Raw genomic sequence first — 17,729 nt, 5'->3', positions numbered from 1 at the left:
GGAGAGTCTGTGAAAAACGCGCTCAAGCTGGCCGTCGCGGCCGCCTGCGTACTCGGCGTCAGCCATGCAGGCGCCGCCACGATCCTCGATTCCGGCACCACCGCCTACTACGGTGCGGACAACAAGGGCGCCGCCGACAGCATCGGCGGGAGCACGTACGACATTTCACAGGCGACGATCGCGCGGGCCGGCGACGTCCTGACCATCACGATCACGACTGCGTTCGCCGGCAAGGCGGGCGTGAGTTCGTCCTGGGGCAAGGACCCGCTGACGGGCGCCACCGGCAAGGGCATCGGCTACGGCGACGTCTTCCTGTCGGATACGTGGAACGCGGCCGGCACGAGCAGCAATCACTACGCCACCGACAACGCGACCAAGGGCACCGTCTGGGACTACGGCTTCGCGCTCAACAACCGCTGGAGCAACACGGGCGGCACGTTCAAGCTGTATGCGCTGAACGGCGCGACGAACGCGCAGAACATCCTGAATTCCAACAGCTACATCAGCTGCGGCACCTCGTGCAACTACCGCGAGAACGAGGAAACGGCGGTCAACACCAAGTCGACCTCGGTCAAGGACACGGGACTCGCCGGCACCTGGTCCGTCACGACCAACAGGACCAATCCGGCGCAGAGCGCCCTCACGTTCAAGATCGACCTGAGCGGCTCGGAACTGCTGGACTACAGCTCGTTCGCGATGCACTGGGGCGAAACCTGCCAGAACGACGTCATCGAAGGCCTGGCCAAGAACGTGCACGTGCCGCTGCCGGGCACCGCCGCCCTGCTGCTCCTCGGCCTGGGCGCACTGGGCGCCGCGCGCCGCCGCGGCGGACGGGCGCTGCCGCCCGGCGCCGCCGCCTGATCTTTGGACCAGTGTCCGCGCCGCGCGGCGCGGATAGACTCGGGGTGTCATCCTTTTGCGAGAACCCCATGGACCACTCCCCCCAAGTCAATGCCGACAATGCCGGCGTCGTGCAGGAATTCGGCGCGCTCGCGCCCGTGCACATCGGCCTGCCCGAGCAGACCCGTTCGCAAAGCGTGCGCGGGCTGAACCGCCTACTGGCCCACACGATGGCGCTACGCGACGCGTACAAGAAGGCGCACTGGCAGACGTCCGGCGCCACGTTCTATGAACTGCACCTGCTGTTCGACAAACACTACGAAGAACAGGTGACGATCATGGACGCCCTCGCGGAGCGCATCCAGACGCTGGGCGGCGTCACGTTCGCGCTGGCGGGCGACGTGGCCGGCGAATCGTCGATCGCACGCGCGCCACGGGGGCGCGAGTCGGCCCACGCGCAGCTGGAGCGCCTGGCCGGCGCCCACGAGACGATCCTGCTGGACGCCCGCCCGCTGGCCCGCCACGCGGCCGACGCCGGCGACGACGGCAGCAACGACCTGATCGTCAGCCAGGTCGTGCGCGCCAACGAACTGCAAAGCTGGTTCATCGGCCAGCACCTGGCGCTGCAGGCGGAACGCGGCTGACGGACCGCCGTCGGATATCCGTTCGTATAGCTGGACCCGGCCCGCCTTCGTCCCGACAATGCGTGTGGCGGCGCGACATTCCCGTGCGCGCCGCCGATCACCGGACGAGGAGCCGCCATGACCATCCACCCGCCCCCGCCGGCGCCCAGCCTCGAGCCCGACCGGCAGGCGCGCCTGGCCGCGATCGGCCAGCTGGCCGCGTCGATCGCCCACGAAGTCGACCAGCCGCTGGCCGCCATCGCCCTGCACGCCCACGCCGCCCTGCGCTGCATCGAACGCGCCCAGGCGCCCGCCCAGGCCCAGGCCGCGCTGCGCGCCGTGCTGGACGCGTCGCAGCGCGCGAGCGCCATCGTGCACAGCGTGCGTGCGCTCGCGGGCCAGGTCCGCGCCGGCCACGGCGACTGCCGCCTGGACGCGGCCGTGGACGACGTGCTGGCCGACTACGCGGCCGACCTGCGCCGCCACGCCATCGCCAGCCGCGTGACCCTGGCCGCCGGCGCGCGCATCGTGCGGGCGAATCCGGTGCAGCTGCGCCAGCTGCTGCGCAACCTCGTCGGCAATGCGGTCGACGCCCTGCGCACGGACCCCGGCCGGCCGCGCCGGCTGGCGATCCGCGCCCGCGCGGGCGCCGGCGGCACGGTCGTCGTCACCGTGCGCGACAACGGCGCCGGCATCGACGCGGCGACGGCGTTCGATGCGTTCGACCCGCTCGTCACGACCAAGGTGCACGGCCTCGGCCTGGGCCTCGCGATCTGCCGCGCCATCGTCGACGCACACCACGGCCGCATCTGGCTCGAGGCCAATCCGGACCACGGCTGCACGGCCGGCTTCGCGCTGCCGCGCGCCCGCCATGCCGCCACGAGCGCCGGCGAGGCCGCCCGTGGATGACCCGCGCCCCATCACGCTGCTGATCGCGGACGACCACCCGCTGATCCTGGCCGGCCTGGCCGCGCTGGTCCGGCTCGAGCCGGCGCTGGCGCTGGTCGGAGAAGCGCGCGACGGCGTCACGGCCGTCGAACAATACCTGCGCCTGCGGCCGGACGTCATGCTCGTCGACCTGAACATGTCGGGCGGCGGCGGGGTCGAGGCGATCCGCAAGATCCGCGCCGTCGTGCCCGACGCCCGCATCGTCATCCTCACCACCTACGACGGCGACGAGGACGTGCACCGCGGCCTGCTGGCCGGCGCCAGCGCCTACCTGCTCAAACAGTCGGGCCTCGACGAGGTCGTGCTGTGCGTGCGCCAGGTGGCGGCCAACCGCCGCTACCTCGCGCCGGGCCTGGCCGAAAAACTGGCGGGGCGCGTGGACGGCAACAGCCTGTCGCCGCGCGAACTGGAAATCCTCGCGCACCTGTCCGCCGGCATGAGCAACAAGATGATCGCCCGCGCCGAGAACATCGGCGTCGGGACCGTCAAATACCATGTCAACAACATCCTCTCCAAGCTGAACGTCTCGTGCCGCACCGAAGCGGCGTGCGTCGCGGCGCGGCGGGGGCTGATCCACGCCTACTGAAAGGCCCGCAGAGGTCGACATTTCGGGGTCAGAGCCCGATTTTGGGAAATTGCCTGAAACCGGGCTCTGACCCCGGTATTGTCGATGTTGTACAATCGGGTGCCGTACCATGCCACCGCAAACACCGCATGAACCCTCCCAGCACCTCGCCGATCCGCGTGCTGATCGCGGACGACCATCCGATGATGCGCGAAGGCATAGCCGCCACGCTGACCGCCCACGGCGGCATCGAGGTCGTCGCGCAGGCCCGCGACGGCGACGAAGCCATCCATTTCTTCACGAGCCACCGCCCGGACGTCGCGCTCCTCGACCTGCAGATGCCGGGCAAGGACGGGCTGGAAGCCATCCGCGCGATCCGCAGCATGCATCCGGACGCGCGCCTCGTCGTGCTCACGACCTACGACGGCGACGCGCGCATCGCGGCCGCGCTCAAGGCCGGCGCCTCGGCCTACCTGTTGAAGAACGTGCCCGGCCGCGAGCTGGCCGCCACCGTGCGCGAGGTGTACAACGGCTCGCACATCCTGCCGCAGGCGCTGCGGCGCGAGGTGGCGATCCACTATGCCGGCGACGCGCTGTCGCCGCGCGAGCTGGACGTCCTGCGCCTCGCGGCCGTCGGCCATTCGAACCGCGGCATCGGCCAGCAGCTGCACATCGGCGAGACGACGGTCAAGACGCACATGAGCACCATCCTCGTGAAGCTGGGCGCGAACGACCGCGCGCACGCCGTCACGCTGGCCGTCCAGCGCGGCTTCATCGACCTGTGACCGCGCGCCGGGCCTACGGCGGCGACTGCACGCCGATATAGGCGCCGAGACCAGCCACGAGCGCGTCGAACGCGACCCGGCAGCGCGGGCTGGCGCGCAGGTCTTCGTGCATCGTGACCCACGTGTCGAGCCGGAACGAGAACGCGTCCGGCAGCACGCGCACGAGCGCCGGCGCGCGCGCGGCGAGCGGCACCTGGCACACGCCGATCCCGGCCCCGGCGCGGATCAACGCCAGCTGGGCCACGTCGCTGTCGGTGCGCAGCGCAAAGCGCTCGCGCGCATAACCCGGCAGCGCCTTCGCGGCCTGGCGCACGAACGGCGTCGGCCGGTCGTAGCCGATCAGGGCGTGCGCGGAAAGGTCGTCCAGCGTGGCCGGCGTACCGCGGCGATCCAGGTAATCGGCGCGCGCATGAAAACCCAGCTCGATCGCGCCGACGCGGCGCGCCACCAGCTGTTCCTGGCGCGGCGCCGTCATGCGCACGGCGATGTCGGCCTCGCGCTGCAGCAGGTCGTGCACGCGGTTCGACAGCACCAGTTCGACCTTCAGCGCCGGATGGCGCCGCGCCAGGCCGGCCACGATGGCCGGCATCACTTCCACGCCGACGACGTCGCTGACGCTGATCCGTACCGCGCCGGCGGCCGCACCCGCGCTGCCGCGCAAGCCGGATGCGGTGCGCTCCAGCGCGGCGGCCGTGCTTTCCATCGCCTCGGCGTGCGGGCGCAGCGCGTGCGCGGCCTCCGTCGGCAGCAAGCCCGCCTGCGAGCGCGTGAACAGCACCAGCCCCAATGCGCCTTCCAGGGCCGCCACGTGCCGCCCGACCGTCGGCTGCGCCACGCCGAGCGCGCGCGCCGCGCCGGACAGCGAGCCTTCGCGCAGCACGCCGAGGAAGGCCCGATAGAATTCCCATTCGATCGTCATGTTCTACAAAAATGTATAGCTGCTGGTGAAGGTAATGCAATTCCATTGAGCCAGACGAACGGTTACGCTGTCAACAGTTTCCACGGTTTCCACACTTACCACACACGGAGGATGGCATGAACGGATCGGACCAACAGAAAACGGCACTGGTACTGGGCGCCAGCGGCGGCATCGGCGGCGAGGTGGCGCGCCGGCTCGCGCGGGACGGCTGGCAGGTGCGGGGCCTCAAGCGCGGGCTGGCCGCGGAGACGGTCGATACGGACGGCATCGCGTGGATGGCCGGCGACGCGCTGGACCGCGCCGACGTGGCGCGCGCCGCGCAGGGCTGCGCCGTCATCGTGCACGCCGTGAACCCGCCCGCCTACCGCAACTGGGGCAAGCTCGTGCTGCCCATGCTGGACAACACCATCGCGGCGGCCGCCGCCAGCGGTGCGCTCGTCGTGCTGCCCGGCACCGTGTACAACTACGGGCCGGACGCATTCCCGCTCCTCAAAGAGGACGCGCCCCAGCATCCCGCCACGCGCAAGGGCGGCCTGCGGGTGCGGATGGAAGCGGCGCTGGAAGCCCACGCGGCGCGCGGCGGGCGCGTGCTGATCGTGCGGTCCGGCGATTTTTTCGGCCCGCGCGCCGGCAACAACTGGTTCGCGCAAAGCCTCGTCAAGCCGGGCAAGCCGGTCGGCCGCATCGCCAACCCGGCCGCACCTGGCGTCGGCCACCAGTGGGCCTACCTGCCCGACGTGGCGGCGACGATGGCCGCGCTGATCGAACGCCGCGCACAGCTCGATCCGTTCGCCCGCTTCCACATGGCCGGCCACTGGGACCCGGACGGCAGCGCCATGTGCGATGCCATCCGCCGCGTCGTCGCGCGCCGCGGCGCCCGGGCATCCGTCGGCGCCTTCCCGTGGTGGCTCGTGCGGCTGGCCGCGCCGTTCAACGAGACGCTGCGCGAACTGCAGGAAATGCGTTACCTGTGGCGCCAGCCGGTCCGGCTGGACAACGCCCGCCTCGTGGACGTATTGGGCGCCGAGCCGCACACGCCGCTCGACGACGCCGTCGAACGCGCGCTGGTCGGACTGGGCTGCCTGCCGCCGGCGGACCGTCAGGAACACACGCCGGCGCCGAGCAGCGCGCCCATGGCGGCGGCGTTGACCGGACGGCTGAACCAGTAGCCCTGGGCCTCGTTGCAATCGTGCGCCTTGAGAAACGCCAGCTGCGCCTGGGCCTCGACGCCTTCGGCGACGACACGGTGATGCAGGTTCTTGCCCATGCCGATGACGGCACTGACGATGGCGCCGTTGCTGCCCGCCCCCGCATCGATGGCGCGGACGAACGACTGGTCGATCTTGAGCACGTCGATGGGGAATTGGTTCAGGTAGCTCAGGCTCGAGTAGCCGGTGCCGAAGTCGTCCACGGCGATCTGCACGCCCATCGCCTTGAACTTGGCCAGCAGGTCGGCGCTGGCGGCCACGTCGCGCATCAGCACGCTCTCGGTCAGTTCGAGCTGCAGGCAGGTCGGATCGACGCCGGTGGCGTCGAAGATGGCGATGGCCTGATCGAAGAATTCGCGGTGGCGGAATTCGAGCGCGGATACGTTCACCGCGATCGATATCGCCGGGAGGCCGGCGCGGCGCCAGCGCACCGCCTGCTCACTGGCTTCGCGCAGCACCCAGCGTCCGATCGGAACGATCAGGCCGCACTCCTCGGCGATCGAAATGAACCGGTCGGGCAGCACGAGCCCCCATTCCGGATGCTCCCAGCGCAGCAGGGCCTCGACGCCGGTGATGCGGCCGGTTGCCAGGTCGACCTTCGGCTGGTAGTTCAGCCTGAATTCGGACCGTTCCAGCGCCCGCCGCAGATTGCTCTCGACCAGCTGCCGCTCCACGGCGCGCGTGTTCATGTCGTGGCGGAAGAACTGGTAATTCGCGCGCCCGCGCTCCTTGGCGTAGTACATCGCGGTGTCGGCGTTCTTGATCAGGGCGGCGGGTTCGGTGCCGTCGTCGGGAAACACGCTGATGCCGATACTCGTCGACGTGTGCAGCTCGTGCTCGTCGAGCACGAACGGCACCGACAGCGCCAGCAGGATCTTCTCGGCCGTCAGCGCCGCATTCTGCGCCTGGCGTTCGTCGGCCAGCAGGATCACGAACTCGTCGCCGCCGTGGCGGCTCACCGTGTCGGAGGCGCGCACGCAGTCGACCAGCCGCTTCGACACGGCTTGCAGCAACCGGTCGCCGACCGCGTGCCCCAGCGAATCGTTGATGTGCTTGAATTTGTCGAGGTCGAGGAACAGCAGCGCGGGGTAGCAATCGCTGCGCCTGGCCAGGGCGATGGCCTGCGTGATGCGGTCGTTCAGCAGCATGCGGTTGGGCAGGCCGGTCAGGAAGTCGTGCTGCGCCTGGTGCCGCATCTTCAACGCCAGCGCCACGTGGTCGGAAATGTCGCGGAATACCATCACGGCGCCCACCAGCCGCCCGTCCCAATCGTGGATCGGTGCCGCCGAGTCTTCGATCGGGACGCGCTTGCCGCTGCGGTCCACCAGCACGGCTTCGCCGGCCAGGCCCAGCGGCCGATCGCTGTGCAGGACGTATTCGACGGGATTGGTGATCGGGTGCCCGGTGGCGCTGTCGATGATGTTGAGGATGTCGGTGACGGGATGGCCGCACGCCTCCTCGCGCGTCCACCCCGTGATCTTTTCGGCCGCGACGTTCAGGTAATCGACGCCGCCGCACATGTCGGCCGAGATGACGGCGTCGCCGATCGAATTGAGCGTGATCTCGGCGCGCGCCTGCGCGACGTACAAGCCCTGCTCCACCTTCATGCGTTCGATAATGTTGAGCAGGGACTGCGGCACCAGGTAATTGTCGAAGTACCCCTTCGACAGCCAGCCCTGCGCGCCGCGCCTGACGGCTTCCTTCGCTTCCTCTTCGTTCTCGAGCTCGCACAGCGTCAGGATCGGGGTGTGCGGCGCCACGCCGTACAGGCGGTCGAAGCAGTCGAGGCCATGGGCATCGGGCAGCGCCAGGTCGACCAGGATCGCATCGATGCCGCCCTGCCGGACACGGTCCACGCCGTCCGCCAGCGCGCACACGCTCTCGACGTCGAAGGGACCGTCGTGCGCATTGCCGAGCGCGTGTTCGAGGATACGGATGTCATCCGCGCTCGGTGAGATGATGAGGACGCGTTTGGCCACGGTATCTCCAGCAGGGTTCCATGCGGCTGTCGTGGCCCGGCCGGGACGGGACTTCGCTCCAGAGCGCCGCTTCGCGCTACCCGGTTCGCGCGGGTGTGAACGAGTATAGGCTTATTCGCATTGCCGTCAACCAGGCCCGGCGCTGACGCCGCGGACGCGCTACCGCGTGCCGACCTCGACACGGCCAAGCTGCTGCCCCTTGCCGTACATCCGGCACTCGGCCGCCAGCGCCAGCAGGTTCGGATCGCGCTCGCGGCTCTTCGACAGGATCAGGCTGATCGTCTGGTGCGACGCATACGGCGCATCGAGCGGGATCAGCTGGATGCGCGTGCTGAACTCGGCCACGCGGCCCGGCAGCAGGCTGTAGCCCATGCCGCCGCTGACCAGGTTGATGAGCGAGAAGATGTCGGACACGCGCATGATCGTCTCCGGCGTGTAGCCGGCCTGGCGGAACGCGTGGTCGAAGCTGTCCGACGTGACGAAGCCGCCGCCGAGGGTAATGAATTTTTCGCCCTGCAGGTCGCGCAGGTCGACGTGGGCGCGGGCGGCGTACGGCGAACCGAGCGGCGCGGCCAGGTGGATCCGGTCCTCGAACAGCGGCACGGCCAGCAGTTGCGCATCGTCGAGCGGCGCCTGCAGGCCGATGACGATGGCGTCCAGCCGCCCTTCGTCCAGCCCCCGCAGCAATTCCTGGTTCGAGCCCAGGGTCAGGTCGATCTGCAGCTCGGGCCGGCGCAGCTTGACGCCCATCAGCAGTTGCGGGATGCAGCGCAGCGTCAGCGAATACAAGGACCCGATCTTGAGGCGGCCGCCCGCGAATCCGGCCAGTTCGCGCACCTTGCGCACGCCCTCTTCCGTTTCGCTGACGGCGCGCTGCGCGTGCTTGGCGAACGCATAGGCGGCCGGCAGCGGCGCCAGGTTGCGGCCCTCGCGCCGGAACAGCGGGCAGCGCAGGCCCTCCTCCAGCGAGTGCAGCGCGCGGTGGATGCTGACCGTGCTGGTGCCCAGTTCTTCCGACACGCGCGCCAGGCTGTGCAGGCGCATGAAGGCCAGGAAGACTTCCAGTTTCTTGAGGGTAATCTCTTCATCGATCATCGCGTCGCTCCTGCCGGGAGCATACTCCAATCATTAACCTGAGAGTAAACATTCGGACGCCGCGTTGATTGAAGGCCGTCCTGCCCGTTCCTATGCTGGCGTTACCGTCCGTACAAAGGAGACAACATGGAAAGCAATACGCCCGCCCCGCGCCAGTGGGACACCCGGCGCCGCGAGAAGGCGCGCCGGATGGCGGCGGCCAGCCACCTGGCCGATGGGCCCGTGCTGGCGCCCGAGCGCATCGTCGAGGCGTTGCAGGTGCTGCTGGCCAGCGGCGACCGCGTGGTCCTCGAGGGGAATAACCAGAAACAGGCGGATTTCCTGGCCCGCTCGCTGGTGCAGGTCGACCCGGACCGGGTCAACCATCTGCACATGATCATGCCCAGCGTGAGCCTGCCGGAGCACCTCGACCTGTTCGAGCGCGGCATCGCCAGCAGACTCGATTTCGCCTTCGCCGGCGCGCAGAGCCTGCGCATCTCGCAATTCCTGCAGGATGGCCTGCTTTCCGTGGGCGCCCTGCACACCTATATCGAGCTGTATGCCCGCCTGTACGTGGACCTGACGCCGAACGTCGTGATGGTCGCCGGCTACAAGGCCGACCGCCAGGGCAATCTGTACACGGGCCCCAGCACGGAAGACACGCCGGCCCTCGTCGAGGCGGCGGCGTTCCGCGACGGTATCGTGATCGCCCAGGTCAACGAGATCGTCGACGACCCGAAAGACCTGCCGCGCGTGGACATCCCGGGCGCATGGGTCGATTACGTCGTCCGGTCCGACAAGCCGTTCTACATCGAACCCCTGTTCACGCGCGATCCGCGCCTCATCAAGCCGGTGCACATCCTGATGGGGATGATGGCGATCCGCGGCGTCTACGAGCGCCACGGCGTGCAGTCGCTGAACCACGGCATCGGCTTCAACACGGCCGCCATCGAACTGCTGCTGCCGACCTATGGCGAGCAGCTCGGCCTGAAAGGCAAGATCTGCCGCAACTGGACGCTGAACCCGCACCCCACGCTGATCCCCGCCATCGAATCGGGCTGGGTCGAGAGCGTGCACTGCTTCGGCGCCGAACTGGGCATGGAAAACTACACGGCCGCCCGCCCCGACGTGTTCTTCATCGGCCGCGACGGCTCGATGCGCTCGAACCGCGCGTTGTGCCAGCTCGCGGGCCAGTATGCCGTCGACCTGTTCATCGGTTCCACCCTCCAGATGGATGGCCTGGCCAATTCGTCGACCGTCACCCACGGCCGCCTCACCGGCTTCGGCGGCGCACCGAACATGGGACACGATCCGCACGGCCGGCGCCACCCGACGCCCGCCTGGCTCGACCTCGTGGAGACGGACGATCCGCTCGCGCGCGGCAAGAAGCTCGTCGTGCAGATGGTCGAGACGTTCCAGGACGGCAGCCAGCCGACCATCGTCGAATCGCTCGACGCCGTCGAGGTGGGCAAGGCCTCCGGCATGCCGCTGGCGCCCGTGATGATCTATGGCGACGACGTCACCCACGTCCTCACCGAAGAAGGCATCGCCTACCTGTACAAGGCGCAGTCCCTGGAAGAGCGCAAGGCGATGCTGGCGGCCGTCGCGGGCGTCACGCCGATCGGACTGCGCCACGACCCGACGCAGACGGCGCGCATGCGCCAGCAAGGCCTGATCGCGCTGCCCGAGGACATGGGCGTGCGCCGCGCCGACGCCACCCGCTCGCTGCTGGCCGCGAAGAGCATCGCGGAGCTGGTCGACTGGTCCGGCGGCCTGTACGAACCGCCCGCCAAGTTCAGGAGCTGGTGATGACGGCGCGCGCACCCATCCTCGTGCCGGCCGCGCCGGATCTTGCCTTGCAGCTGGCCCACCACGCCGTGAGCGCCCTCGTCGACGAAGCCATGCTGACGCCGAAACCGGGCCTCGTCGACCTGCGCGGCGCCGGCGCCCACCGCGACCTCAGTTGGCCGCTGATGTGCGCGTCGGCGTGCGCGCTGCGGCCCGCGTTCGGCCAGATGGCGCTCGCCGGCGCCCTCATCGGCGACGACGACCTGCTGCTGCGGCGGCGCATCGGCGCCATCGGGCGCGACGCCGAACACGCGATGATGGCGGCCAGCGGCGGCGTCAACACGCACCGCGGCGCCATCTGGGCCCTCGGCCTGCTGGTCACGGCGGCGGCAGCGACGCCTGAACGCGACGCGGCCGCCATCGCCGCGCGCGCCGGCCACCTGGCCCGACTCATGGACCCCGGCGCGCCGGTGCGCACGGGCCACAAGGGCGAACGCGCCTGCATCGAACACGGCGTCGGCGGCGCCCGCGGCCAGGCCGCCGCCGGCTTCCCGCACGTGATCGACCACGCGCTGCCGATGCTGAAGCTGGCCCGGGCCCGCGGCGCCCCTGAACACTACGCCCGCGTCGACGCCCTGCTCGCCGTGATGGCGACGCTGGACGACACCTGCCTGCTGGCGCGCGGCGGCCGCAAGGCCCTGGACACCGCGCAGGACGGCGCGCGGCGCGTGCTGGCATGCGGCGGCGTCGCCACCCCGAACGGCCGCCGCGCCTTCGACACGCTGGAAGGCCGCCTGCGCCGGCTGCACGTCTCGCCCGGCGGCGCCGCCGACCTGCTGGCGGCCGCGCTGCTGCTGGACCGCATCGAACGCGCGCTCGCAACGACTATGGAGATGGATTGATCATGGAAAGACTGGAATACCAATTCGCCGCCGGCCAGCCGGCGCCAGGGCGCACCGTCAGCGGCGTCGTCAGCTCGGGCGACCTGGAAGTGCTGCTGGAGCCGGCCCCCGCCGGGCGCACGACGGTTGCCGTGCAGACGTCCGTGGACGGCTACGGCGGCACCTGGAAGGCACTGCTGGAACGCGTGTTCGGTGCCGGCGACCTGCCCGCCGCCCGCATCGAGATCAACGACAACGGCGCGACGCCGGGCGTCGTGCGCATGCGCATCGAGCAGGCGTACGAACAAGCCAACGACGGAGGCCGGCCATGAACATCGAGAACCTGCTCACGCGCGACAGCTTCATCGAACGGGGCGCCCGCAGCCGCGCCCAGGCGCTGCTCGATCCGGGCTCGTTCCGCGAACTGGCCGGACCGTTCGCACGCCTGCACTCGCCGTGGCTCGCCATGCAGAAACTCGTCACGCAGGCCGACGACGGCGTCGTCGTCGCCAAGGGCACGCTCGCGGGCCAGCGGACCGTCGTGCTCGCGATCGAAGGCGCGTTCCAGGGCGGCAGCATGGGCGAGATCGGCGCCGCCAAGATCGCCGGCGCGCTGGAACTGGCCGCCCGCGACAACGAACGCGGCATCGCCACGCAGGCCGTGATCGTGTTCGAGACCGGCGGCGTGCGCCTGCAGGAAGCGAACCTGGGCCTGGCGGGCATCGCCGAGATCCAGTCCGCCATCGTCGCCCTGCGCCGCCACCGGCCCGTCGTCGGCGTCAGCGCGGGCACGGTCGGCTGCTACGGCGGCATGTCGATCGCGGCCGGCCTGTGCTCGTACTTCGTGATGACGCGCGAGGCCCGCCTCGGCCTGAACGGCCCGCAGGTGATCGAGCAGGAAGCCGGCGTGGCGGAATTCGACGCGCGCCAGCGCGCCCTGATCTGGGGCCTGACGGGCGGCGCGCAGCGTGCGGCCACGCACCTGGCGGACGCCTGCGTCGACGACGACACGGCGGCCATCCGCGCCACCGTCATCGACCTGTTCGCACGGGGCGTGCCGGCCACCCACCGCAGCGACCGCGCCGCCGGCTTCCTCGCCTGCCTGGACCGGGTCGACACGACGCGCCAGGCGACGGCGGACGACGTACGCGAGATCTATTCGAAAGGACTGGAATGATGGCCCCTCACACCCACCACGCGTCGCGCGGCGCCATGTGGCTGCGCCTGCTCACGGGCGGCGCCCACCCCGCGCACGACTGGACGACCGTCCACGCCTGCGACGCGATCCTCGCCGGCCGGCCGGCGCGCTACATCGCCGTCGTGCCCGACGCCGACAACGCCTTTCCCCGCGCCCGCGACGGCGAAGTGGGCCTCGTCGAAGGCTGGCGCCTGGCGCAGGCCGTGCGCGAGGTGATCGCCATGGACCGCGACGCGCCCGCCAAGCGCCCGATCGTCGCCGTCATCGACGTCCCGAGCCAGGCCTACGGCCGGCGCGAGGAAGCGTACGGCATCCACCAGGCGCTCGCCGGCGCCGTCGCCGCCTACGCGGATGCGCGCCAGGCCGGCCACCCCGTCATCGGCCTGATCGTCGGCCTCGCGATGTCCGGCGCCTTCCTCGCCCACGGCTACCAGGCCAACCGCCTGATCGCGCTGGACGACCCGGCCGTCGCGGTGCACGCGATGGGCAAGGCATCCGCCGCGCGCGTGACCCTGCGTTCCGTCGAGGCACTCGAAAAGCTGGCGGCCAGCGTGCCGCCGATGGCCTACGACATCAAGAGCTTCGCCTCGCTCGGCATCCTGCACGAGGTGCTGCAACTGACGAACCTCGCGCTGCCGGACGAGCAGGACATCGCCCTCGTCCACGGCGCGCTGGAGGCGGCGCTGGCCGACATCCTCGAGGACCCGCGCCGCGACCTGTCGAGCCGCCTGCGAGGACGGCATCGCGGCGCGTCGCGCCAGGTGCGCGCGCTGCTCGCATCGGAATGGGAGGCCGCCGACTAGATACTCGCCGCAGCACCCGGCCGCCAACAACAATACCCACGGCCGGTCCACCTTTTTTGGACGAAGAGGAGACACACATGATTATCTATGGAACCGCATTGCTGGCCGTATGCCACCTGCTCGGCATCTTCCTGGGCGACCTGCTCGGGACGCTGCTGGGTGCCAAGACCAACGTCGGCGGGGTCGGCATCGCCATGATCCTGCTGATTTGCGCGCGCCTGTGGCTGCACAAGCGCGGGCTGATGCCGGCGCAGACGGAGCTGGGCGTCGGCTTCTGGGGCGCGATGTACATCCCGGTCGTCGTCGCGATGGCCGCGCAGCAGAACGTCGTCGCCGCGCTGCGCGGCGGCCCCGTCGCCCTGCTCGCCGCCTTCGGCTCGGTGCTCGTGTGCGCGGTCTGCGTCTCGCTGATCAACCGCGGCGAACGCCCGGCCCCCGGCACCGAACCCGACGCCGAAGCCCGCGTCGCCACCCAACGTGCCTAACGGAGGCCACCATGCTCGAACTCCTTGAAAAGACCGTCAAACACAACGGCCTCGTGCTGGCCTTCGCCCTCGTGGGCTTCGTCATGATCGTGTCAATGCAGCTGTCGCGCCGCCTCACGTTCGGCCGCGTGCACGGTTCCGCCATCGCCATCCTCATCGGCCTGGGCCTCGCCTACTGGGGCGGCATCCAGACGGGCGGCCAGAAGGGCCTCGCCGACGTCTCCCTGTTCGCCGGCGTCGGCCTGATGGGCGGCGCCATGCTGCGCGACTTCGCCATCGTCGCCACCGCGTTCGAGGTGCAGGTCGTGGAAGCGAAGAAGGCAGGCCTCGTCGGGGTCGTCGCCCTGCTGCTCGGCACGGTGCTGCCGTTCATCGTCGGCGCCAGCGTGGCGTGGGCGTTCGGCTACCGCGACGCGATCAGCATGACGACCATCGGCGCCGGCGCCGTCACCTACATCGTCGGCCCCGTGACGGGCGCCGCGATCGGCGCCAGCTCGGAGCTCATGGCGCTGTCGATCGCCACGGGCCTCGTCAAGGCGATCATGGTCATGGTCGGCACGCCGATGGCCGCGCGCTTCCTGCGCCTGTCGACCCCGCGCTCGGCGATGGTGTTCGGCGGCCTGGCCGGCACGGTCAGCGGCGTCTCGGCGGGCCTGGCGGCCACCGACCGCAAGCTCGTGCCGTACGGCGCCCTGGTGGCGACGTTCCACACGGGCCTCGGCTGCCTCCTCGGCCCGTCGCTGCTGTACTTCGCGGTCCGCGCGCTGGTGGGCTGACATGCCGGCGCCCCGCCCGCACGACCTGCTGTTCACGCATCGCCCGGACGCATTCACGGCCGACGGCGTGCGGCCGGACTGGCTGGACCCGCGCGCGCCGCTCGTCGTGCGGCGGGCGGCCACGCCGCCCGGCATCGTGCCCGCCGGTGCGCGCGGCCTGCAGCGCAACGAGCGCTGCAAGGGTCATCTCGCACTCGACGCCGTCGCGTCCATCGTCACGCCGCGCATGCTGGCGGCACGGGCGCAGGCGGCCACCGGCGACCTGCCCTGCATCGCGGCCCTGCGCGCGCTGGCGCCGCGGCTGGACCTGCTGGGCGTCGACTGGGGCCCGACCGGCGGCGCCGGCTACTGGCTCGCGTGCGGGCTGCCGGTGCTGCGCGCGACGAGCGATCTCGATCTGCTCGTGCGCCTGCCGCGCCGGCCGGCCGCCGGCGTGCTCGCCGCATTGGCCGCGCTGCAGGACGGCCAGCCCTGCCGCATCGACATCCAGCTCGACACGGGCGCGGGCGGCTTCGCGCTCGCGGAACATGCGCGCGGGGGACGCGTGCTGCTCAAGACCGATGCCGGCCCGCGCCTCGTCGACGACCCGTGGGAGGCCGCATGAGCGTCCTGTTCACCTTTCCCGGCCAGGGCGCGCAAAAGCCCGGCATGCTGCACGCGCTGCCGGATCATCCGGAGGCGGCGCGCACGCTGGCCGAGGCCACGACGGCGCTGGGCCGCGACGTCCTTGCGATGGACGGCGCTGACGCGCTGCGCTCCACGGTCGCCGTGCAGCTGTCCTTGCTGGTGGCGGGCGTCGCGATGGCGCGCGTGCTGGCGGCACATGGCGCGGCGCCGCAGATGGTGGCGGGGCTGTCGATCGGCGCGTGGCCCGCGGCCGTCGTCGCGGGCGTGCTCGACTTCGCGGACGCCGTGCGCCTCGTCGAACTGCGCGCCCGGCTGATGGAGGACGCCTACCCGTCCGGCTACGGCATGACCGCGATCGGCGGGCTCACGCGCCAGCAGCTGGAACCGCTGCTCGCGCAGGTCAATGGCCCCGCCACGCCCGTGTATCTCGCGAACCTGAACGCGCCGCGCCAGCTCGTCGTCGCCGGCCGCGATGCGGCACTGGATGCCGTCGCGGATCTGGCGCTTGCCCGCGGCGCCAACCGTGCGGAGCGGCTGGCCGTACCGGTGCCGTCGCACTGCCCGCTGCTCGACGCGCAGGCGCGCACGCTCGCCTGCGCCGCCGCGCAGGTGGCCTGCCGGCGTCCGCACATCACGTACATCAGCAGCAGCGCAGCGCGCGCCCTGTTCGACGGCGACCGGATCGTCGCCGACCTCGCCGCGAACATGGCGCGGCCCGTGCTGTGGGCCGACACGCTGCGCCACGCGTGGGAACGGGGCGCCCGCGTGGCGGTGGAAATGCCCAGCGGATCGGTGCTGACCCGGCTCGCACAGGACGCCGACTTCGGAGCCGGCCGCGCGCTGTGCGCCGACGGCAACCGCCTCGACACGCTCGTGCAGGCGGCACGCGACGGCCAGTAGCCGGCGCGGCGCGGCACCTCGACGACGACGGCGCGCGCCCCCGAACTCACTGCGGCAGCGAATTCACGTCCACGGCCGGCGGCGTCGCCGTCGCGGGCCGCGTGAAGTTCTGGTTGATGTTCACGTAATCGGCAAAGAAGCCGCCGTTACGCAGGTAGAACTGGCCGCCGTCGACACCGCCCGCGTAATCCTTGCGCTGGCCGTTCGCGGCCGTCGCATCGCCGGTGAAGCGCGCGGTCGCGATCTCGGTCCACTTGCCGGCCGTGTCGCGCGCCCACTGGTTGCCGAAGCGGACGCTGCGTCCCAGGTAGCCGTTCGTGTCGATGAAGTTCTCGACGAACGAGTACACGCCCGCGTGATAGGTGGTCGTCTGCGGGCGCTTCCACGTCGCGATCAAACGCCACCGGTTGCCCTTTTCGGGTGCGAGGAACCAGGCGCTGAAGTCCGTGTTGCCGGCGCCGTCCGGCCGGGCGCGCGTGAGGAAGCGGTAGGTGTGGCCCGCGACCCAGTCGTAGACGAGGTACGATTGCCCGCCCGTGCCCTCGCCGCCGAAGCCGTTGTCGACGACGTCCGCGCCCTTGTTCACGAGTGTCGTCTTCGCCCCGCTGTCCGCATCCCAGACCGAGAACAGCACGCGCCGCTCGTGCGCGCCGTTCACCTGGATGCCGAGATAGCCGCCGACGAAACCGTTCGCCATGAAGTAGGAGCCGATCTTGTCCTGCCCCGGCGGCACCGTTACCTCGTTGTAGAAGTATTCCGTATTCGCCGGCACCTTGTACCCCATGTGGACCGAGGGGCCGCGCCGCGACCAGTAATAATTCTCGGCGTCGTTCGCATAATTCAACGGGACGTCGGTCGTGACGCGCAGCGCGGCGACGTCGCCGAAATAGCCGCCGTCCTTGTTCACGCCCTTCAGGTCGACGCGCACATAACCGGGCGCCGTCACGGCGATGGTGCCGATCGGGTACGTCGCCTGGGCGCTGCCGGACAGCGTCAGATCGTAATCCTTGCCTGCCACCGTGGCCCGGATCCGGCTGGTGGAGCTGCCGGCCAGGCGCGCGTCCAGCGCGAGCGTCGCGCTGCCGGCCGTGGCCATGCGGAACCAGATGCTCGTCACGGTGGCGGGACTCGTCCAGTTGGCGAGGCCGCCGTCGTTGATTTCTTCGGTCGCGTTGGCCGGCGCCTGCGTGACGAACGCATTGCCGGCGAGGGCGACGCGGTAATCCGCTGCGCCGGCCGTGGCCGATACGCCGGCGGCCGCCAGCAGCGCGAGGGTGGACAGCATGAGGCTTCTTCGTTTCATCGTCGATTCCTTCGTCATCGTGAAAAG

Annotated in this window: 19 protein-coding genes; 15 read left to right on the top strand and 4 right to left on the bottom strand. The window is 70.6% G+C overall.

Going from position 1 to position 17,729, the window contains the following annotated elements; genetic code table 11:
• The first annotated feature begins 9 nt into the window (after positions 1-9).
• The 5 genes from ASC93_RS16455 (at position 10) to ASC93_RS16435 (ending at position 3,761) form a co-directional block, all read left to right on the top strand.
• Complete coding sequence (locus tag ASC93_RS16455) at positions 10-861, top strand: PEP-CTERM sorting domain-containing protein (protein WP_056444330.1); 852 nt, start codon at positions 10-12, stop codon at positions 859-861.
• Between the two features lie 68 nt (positions 862-929).
• Entirely contained in the window at positions 930-1,484 is a 555-nt protein-coding gene (locus tag ASC93_RS16450; protein WP_056444327.1) for a Dps family protein, read from the top strand.
• A 117-nt stretch (positions 1,485-1,601) separates the two neighbouring features.
• A complete protein-coding gene (locus tag ASC93_RS16445; RefSeq protein WP_056444325.1) occupies positions 1,602-2,372 on the top strand; it encodes a sensor histidine kinase in 771 nt (256 codons plus the stop codon).
• Positions 2,365-2,997, top strand: coding sequence for a response regulator transcription factor (locus ASC93_RS16440; RefSeq protein ID WP_082548097.1), 633 nt, complete (start codon positions 2,365-2,367; stop codon positions 2,995-2,997). The genes ASC93_RS16445 and ASC93_RS16440 overlap by 8 nt, the downstream gene beginning before the upstream one ends.
• A 128-nt stretch (positions 2,998-3,125) precedes the next feature.
• On the top strand, positions 3,126-3,761 hold the full coding sequence (locus ASC93_RS16435; protein WP_056444319.1) for a response regulator transcription factor: 636 nt from the start codon (positions 3,126-3,128) through the stop codon (positions 3,759-3,761).
• 13 nt (positions 3,762-3,774) lie between these two features.
• On the opposite strand, the gene ASC93_RS16430 is transcribed toward ASC93_RS16435, so the two are convergent.
• The gene (locus tag ASC93_RS16430; RefSeq protein ID WP_056444316.1) at positions 3,775-4,680 is read right to left on the bottom strand and encodes a LysR family transcriptional regulator; all 906 of its coding nucleotides are present in this window, start codon (positions 4,678-4,680) and stop codon (positions 3,775-3,777) included.
• 116 nt (positions 4,681-4,796) lie between these two features.
• On the opposite strand from ASC93_RS16430, the gene ASC93_RS16425 reads away from it, so the two are divergent.
• Positions 4,797-5,849 (top strand): NAD-dependent epimerase/dehydratase family protein, encoded by a 1,053-nt coding sequence (locus ASC93_RS16425; protein WP_056444313.1) that lies wholly within the window; start codon positions 4,797-4,799, stop codon positions 5,847-5,849.
• Here ASC93_RS16425 and ASC93_RS16420 read toward each other — a convergent pair.
• Together ASC93_RS16420 and ASC93_RS16415 are read right to left on the bottom strand one after the other, a co-directional pair.
• Positions 5,780-7,867, bottom strand: a complete 2,088-nt coding sequence (locus tag ASC93_RS16420) for a bifunctional diguanylate cyclase/phosphodiesterase (RefSeq protein ID WP_056444310.1) — start codon at positions 7,865-7,867, stop codon at positions 5,780-5,782. The two genes, ASC93_RS16425 and ASC93_RS16420, sit on opposite strands and share 70 nt — an antisense overlap.
• A 159-nt stretch (positions 7,868-8,026) precedes the next feature.
• Positions 8,027-8,962, bottom strand: coding sequence for a LysR family transcriptional regulator (locus tag ASC93_RS16415; protein ID WP_056444307.1), 936 nt, complete (start codon positions 8,960-8,962; stop codon positions 8,027-8,029).
• A 126-nt stretch (positions 8,963-9,088) separates the two neighbouring features.
• Here ASC93_RS16415 and mdcA point away from each other — a divergent pair, with 126 nt between their 5' ends.
• The 9 genes from mdcA (at position 9,089) to mdcH (ending at position 16,399) form a co-directional block, all read left to right on the top strand.
• Entirely contained in the window at positions 9,089-10,750 is a 1,662-nt protein-coding gene (mdcA, locus tag ASC93_RS16410) for a malonate decarboxylase subunit alpha (protein WP_056444304.1), read from the top strand.
• Positions 10,744-11,631 (top strand): triphosphoribosyl-dephospho-CoA synthase, encoded by an 888-nt coding sequence (locus ASC93_RS16405; protein ID WP_157201976.1) that lies wholly within the window; start codon positions 10,744-10,746, stop codon positions 11,629-11,631. Before mdcA ends, ASC93_RS16405 begins: the two co-directional genes overlap by 7 nt.
• 2 nt (positions 11,632-11,633) lie before the next feature.
• Entirely contained in the window at positions 11,634-11,942 is a 309-nt protein-coding gene (locus tag ASC93_RS16400) for a malonate decarboxylase subunit delta (protein WP_056444298.1), read from the top strand.
• Positions 11,939-12,787, top strand: a complete 849-nt coding sequence (locus tag ASC93_RS16395) for a biotin-independent malonate decarboxylase subunit beta (RefSeq protein ID WP_056444295.1) — start codon at positions 11,939-11,941, stop codon at positions 12,785-12,787. Before ASC93_RS16400 ends, ASC93_RS16395 begins: the two co-directional genes overlap by 4 nt.
• The gene (gene mdcE / locus ASC93_RS16390) at positions 12,784-13,611 is read left to right on the top strand and encodes a biotin-independent malonate decarboxylase subunit gamma (RefSeq protein ID WP_229412753.1); all 828 of its coding nucleotides are present in this window, start codon (positions 12,784-12,786) and stop codon (positions 13,609-13,611) included. The genes ASC93_RS16395 and mdcE overlap by 4 nt, the downstream gene beginning before the upstream one ends.
• Positions 13,612-13,688: 77 nt before the next feature.
• Positions 13,689-14,096 carry a malonate transporter subunit MadL gene (gene madL / locus ASC93_RS16385; protein ID WP_056444289.1) on the top strand — a complete coding sequence of 136 codons (408 nt, stop codon included), beginning with the start codon at positions 13,689-13,691 and terminating at the stop codon, positions 14,094-14,096.
• An 11-nt stretch (positions 14,097-14,107) separates the two neighbouring features.
• Complete coding sequence (madM, locus tag ASC93_RS16380; RefSeq protein ID WP_056444286.1) at positions 14,108-14,872, top strand: malonate transporter subunit MadM; 765 nt, start codon at positions 14,108-14,110, stop codon at positions 14,870-14,872.
• A gap of 1 nt (position 14,873) precedes the next feature.
• Entirely contained in the window at positions 14,874-15,476 is a 603-nt protein-coding gene (locus ASC93_RS16375; protein ID WP_056444283.1) for a malonate decarboxylase holo-ACP synthase, read from the top strand.
• The gene (gene mdcH / locus ASC93_RS16370; protein WP_056444281.1) at positions 15,473-16,399 is read left to right on the top strand and encodes a malonate decarboxylase subunit epsilon; all 927 of its coding nucleotides are present in this window, start codon (positions 15,473-15,475) and stop codon (positions 16,397-16,399) included. The genes ASC93_RS16375 and mdcH overlap by 4 nt, the downstream gene beginning before the upstream one ends.
• Positions 16,400-16,445: 46 nt before the next feature.
• On the opposite strand, the gene ASC93_RS16365 is transcribed toward mdcH, so the two are convergent.
• Complete coding sequence (locus tag ASC93_RS16365; protein WP_056444278.1) at positions 16,446-17,702, bottom strand: DUF3472 domain-containing protein; 1,257 nt, start codon at positions 17,700-17,702, stop codon at positions 16,446-16,448.
• Between the last annotated feature and the right edge of the window lie 27 nt (positions 17,703-17,729).

Source organism: Massilia sp. Root335 (genome assembly GCF_001425685.1).
Taxonomy (GTDB): domain Bacteria; phylum Pseudomonadota; class Gammaproteobacteria; order Burkholderiales; family Burkholderiaceae_D; genus Telluria; species Telluria luteola.
Note: the sequence above shows the minus strand (reverse complement) of the source record. Positions and strands in the feature narration are given on the sequence as shown.

What these genes read in the sequence shown, in the direction of transcription:
- madM (WP_056444286.1), top strand. Translation starts at nt 14,108, where the DNA reads ATGCTCGAACTCCTTGAAAAGACCGTCAAACACAACGGCCTCGTGCTG.
- ASC93_RS16450 (WP_056444327.1), top strand. Translation starts at nt 930, where the DNA reads ATGGACCACTCCCCCCAAGTCAATGCCGACAATGCCGGCGTCGTGCAG.
- madL (WP_056444289.1), top strand. Translation starts at nt 13,689, where the DNA reads ATGATTATCTATGGAACCGCATTGCTGGCCGTATGCCACCTGCTCGGC.
- ASC93_RS16435 (WP_056444319.1), top strand. Translation starts at nt 3,126, where the DNA reads ATGAACCCTCCCAGCACCTCGCCGATCCGCGTGCTGATCGCGGACGAC.
- ASC93_RS16425 (WP_056444313.1), top strand. Translation starts at nt 4,797, where the DNA reads ATGAACGGATCGGACCAACAGAAAACGGCACTGGTACTGGGCGCCAGC.
- ASC93_RS16375 (WP_056444283.1), top strand. Translation starts at nt 14,874, where the DNA reads ATGCCGGCGCCCCGCCCGCACGACCTGCTGTTCACGCATCGCCCGGAC.
- mdcA (WP_056444304.1), top strand. Translation starts at nt 9,089, where the DNA reads ATGGAAAGCAATACGCCCGCCCCGCGCCAGTGGGACACCCGGCGCCGC.
- mdcH (WP_056444281.1), top strand. Translation starts at nt 15,473, where the DNA reads ATGAGCGTCCTGTTCACCTTTCCCGGCCAGGGCGCGCAAAAGCCCGGC.
- ASC93_RS16445 (WP_056444325.1), top strand. Translation starts at nt 1,602, where the DNA reads ATGACCATCCACCCGCCCCCGCCGGCGCCCAGCCTCGAGCCCGACCGG.
- ASC93_RS16365 (WP_056444278.1), bottom strand. Translation starts at nt 17,702, where the DNA reads ATGAAACGAAGAAGCCTCATGCTGTCCACCCTCGCGCTGCTGGCGGCC.
- ASC93_RS16400 (WP_056444298.1), top strand. Translation starts at nt 11,634, where the DNA reads ATGGAAAGACTGGAATACCAATTCGCCGCCGGCCAGCCGGCGCCAGGG.
- ASC93_RS16395 (WP_056444295.1), top strand. Translation starts at nt 11,939, where the DNA reads ATGAACATCGAGAACCTGCTCACGCGCGACAGCTTCATCGAACGGGGC.
- ASC93_RS16415 (WP_056444307.1), bottom strand. Translation starts at nt 8,962, where the DNA reads ATGATCGATGAAGAGATTACCCTCAAGAAACTGGAAGTCTTCCTGGCC.
- ASC93_RS16430 (WP_056444316.1), bottom strand. Translation starts at nt 4,680, where the DNA reads ATGACGATCGAATGGGAATTCTATCGGGCCTTCCTCGGCGTGCTGCGC.
- mdcE (WP_229412753.1), top strand. Translation starts at nt 12,784, where the DNA reads ATGATGGCCCCTCACACCCACCACGCGTCGCGCGGCGCCATGTGGCTG.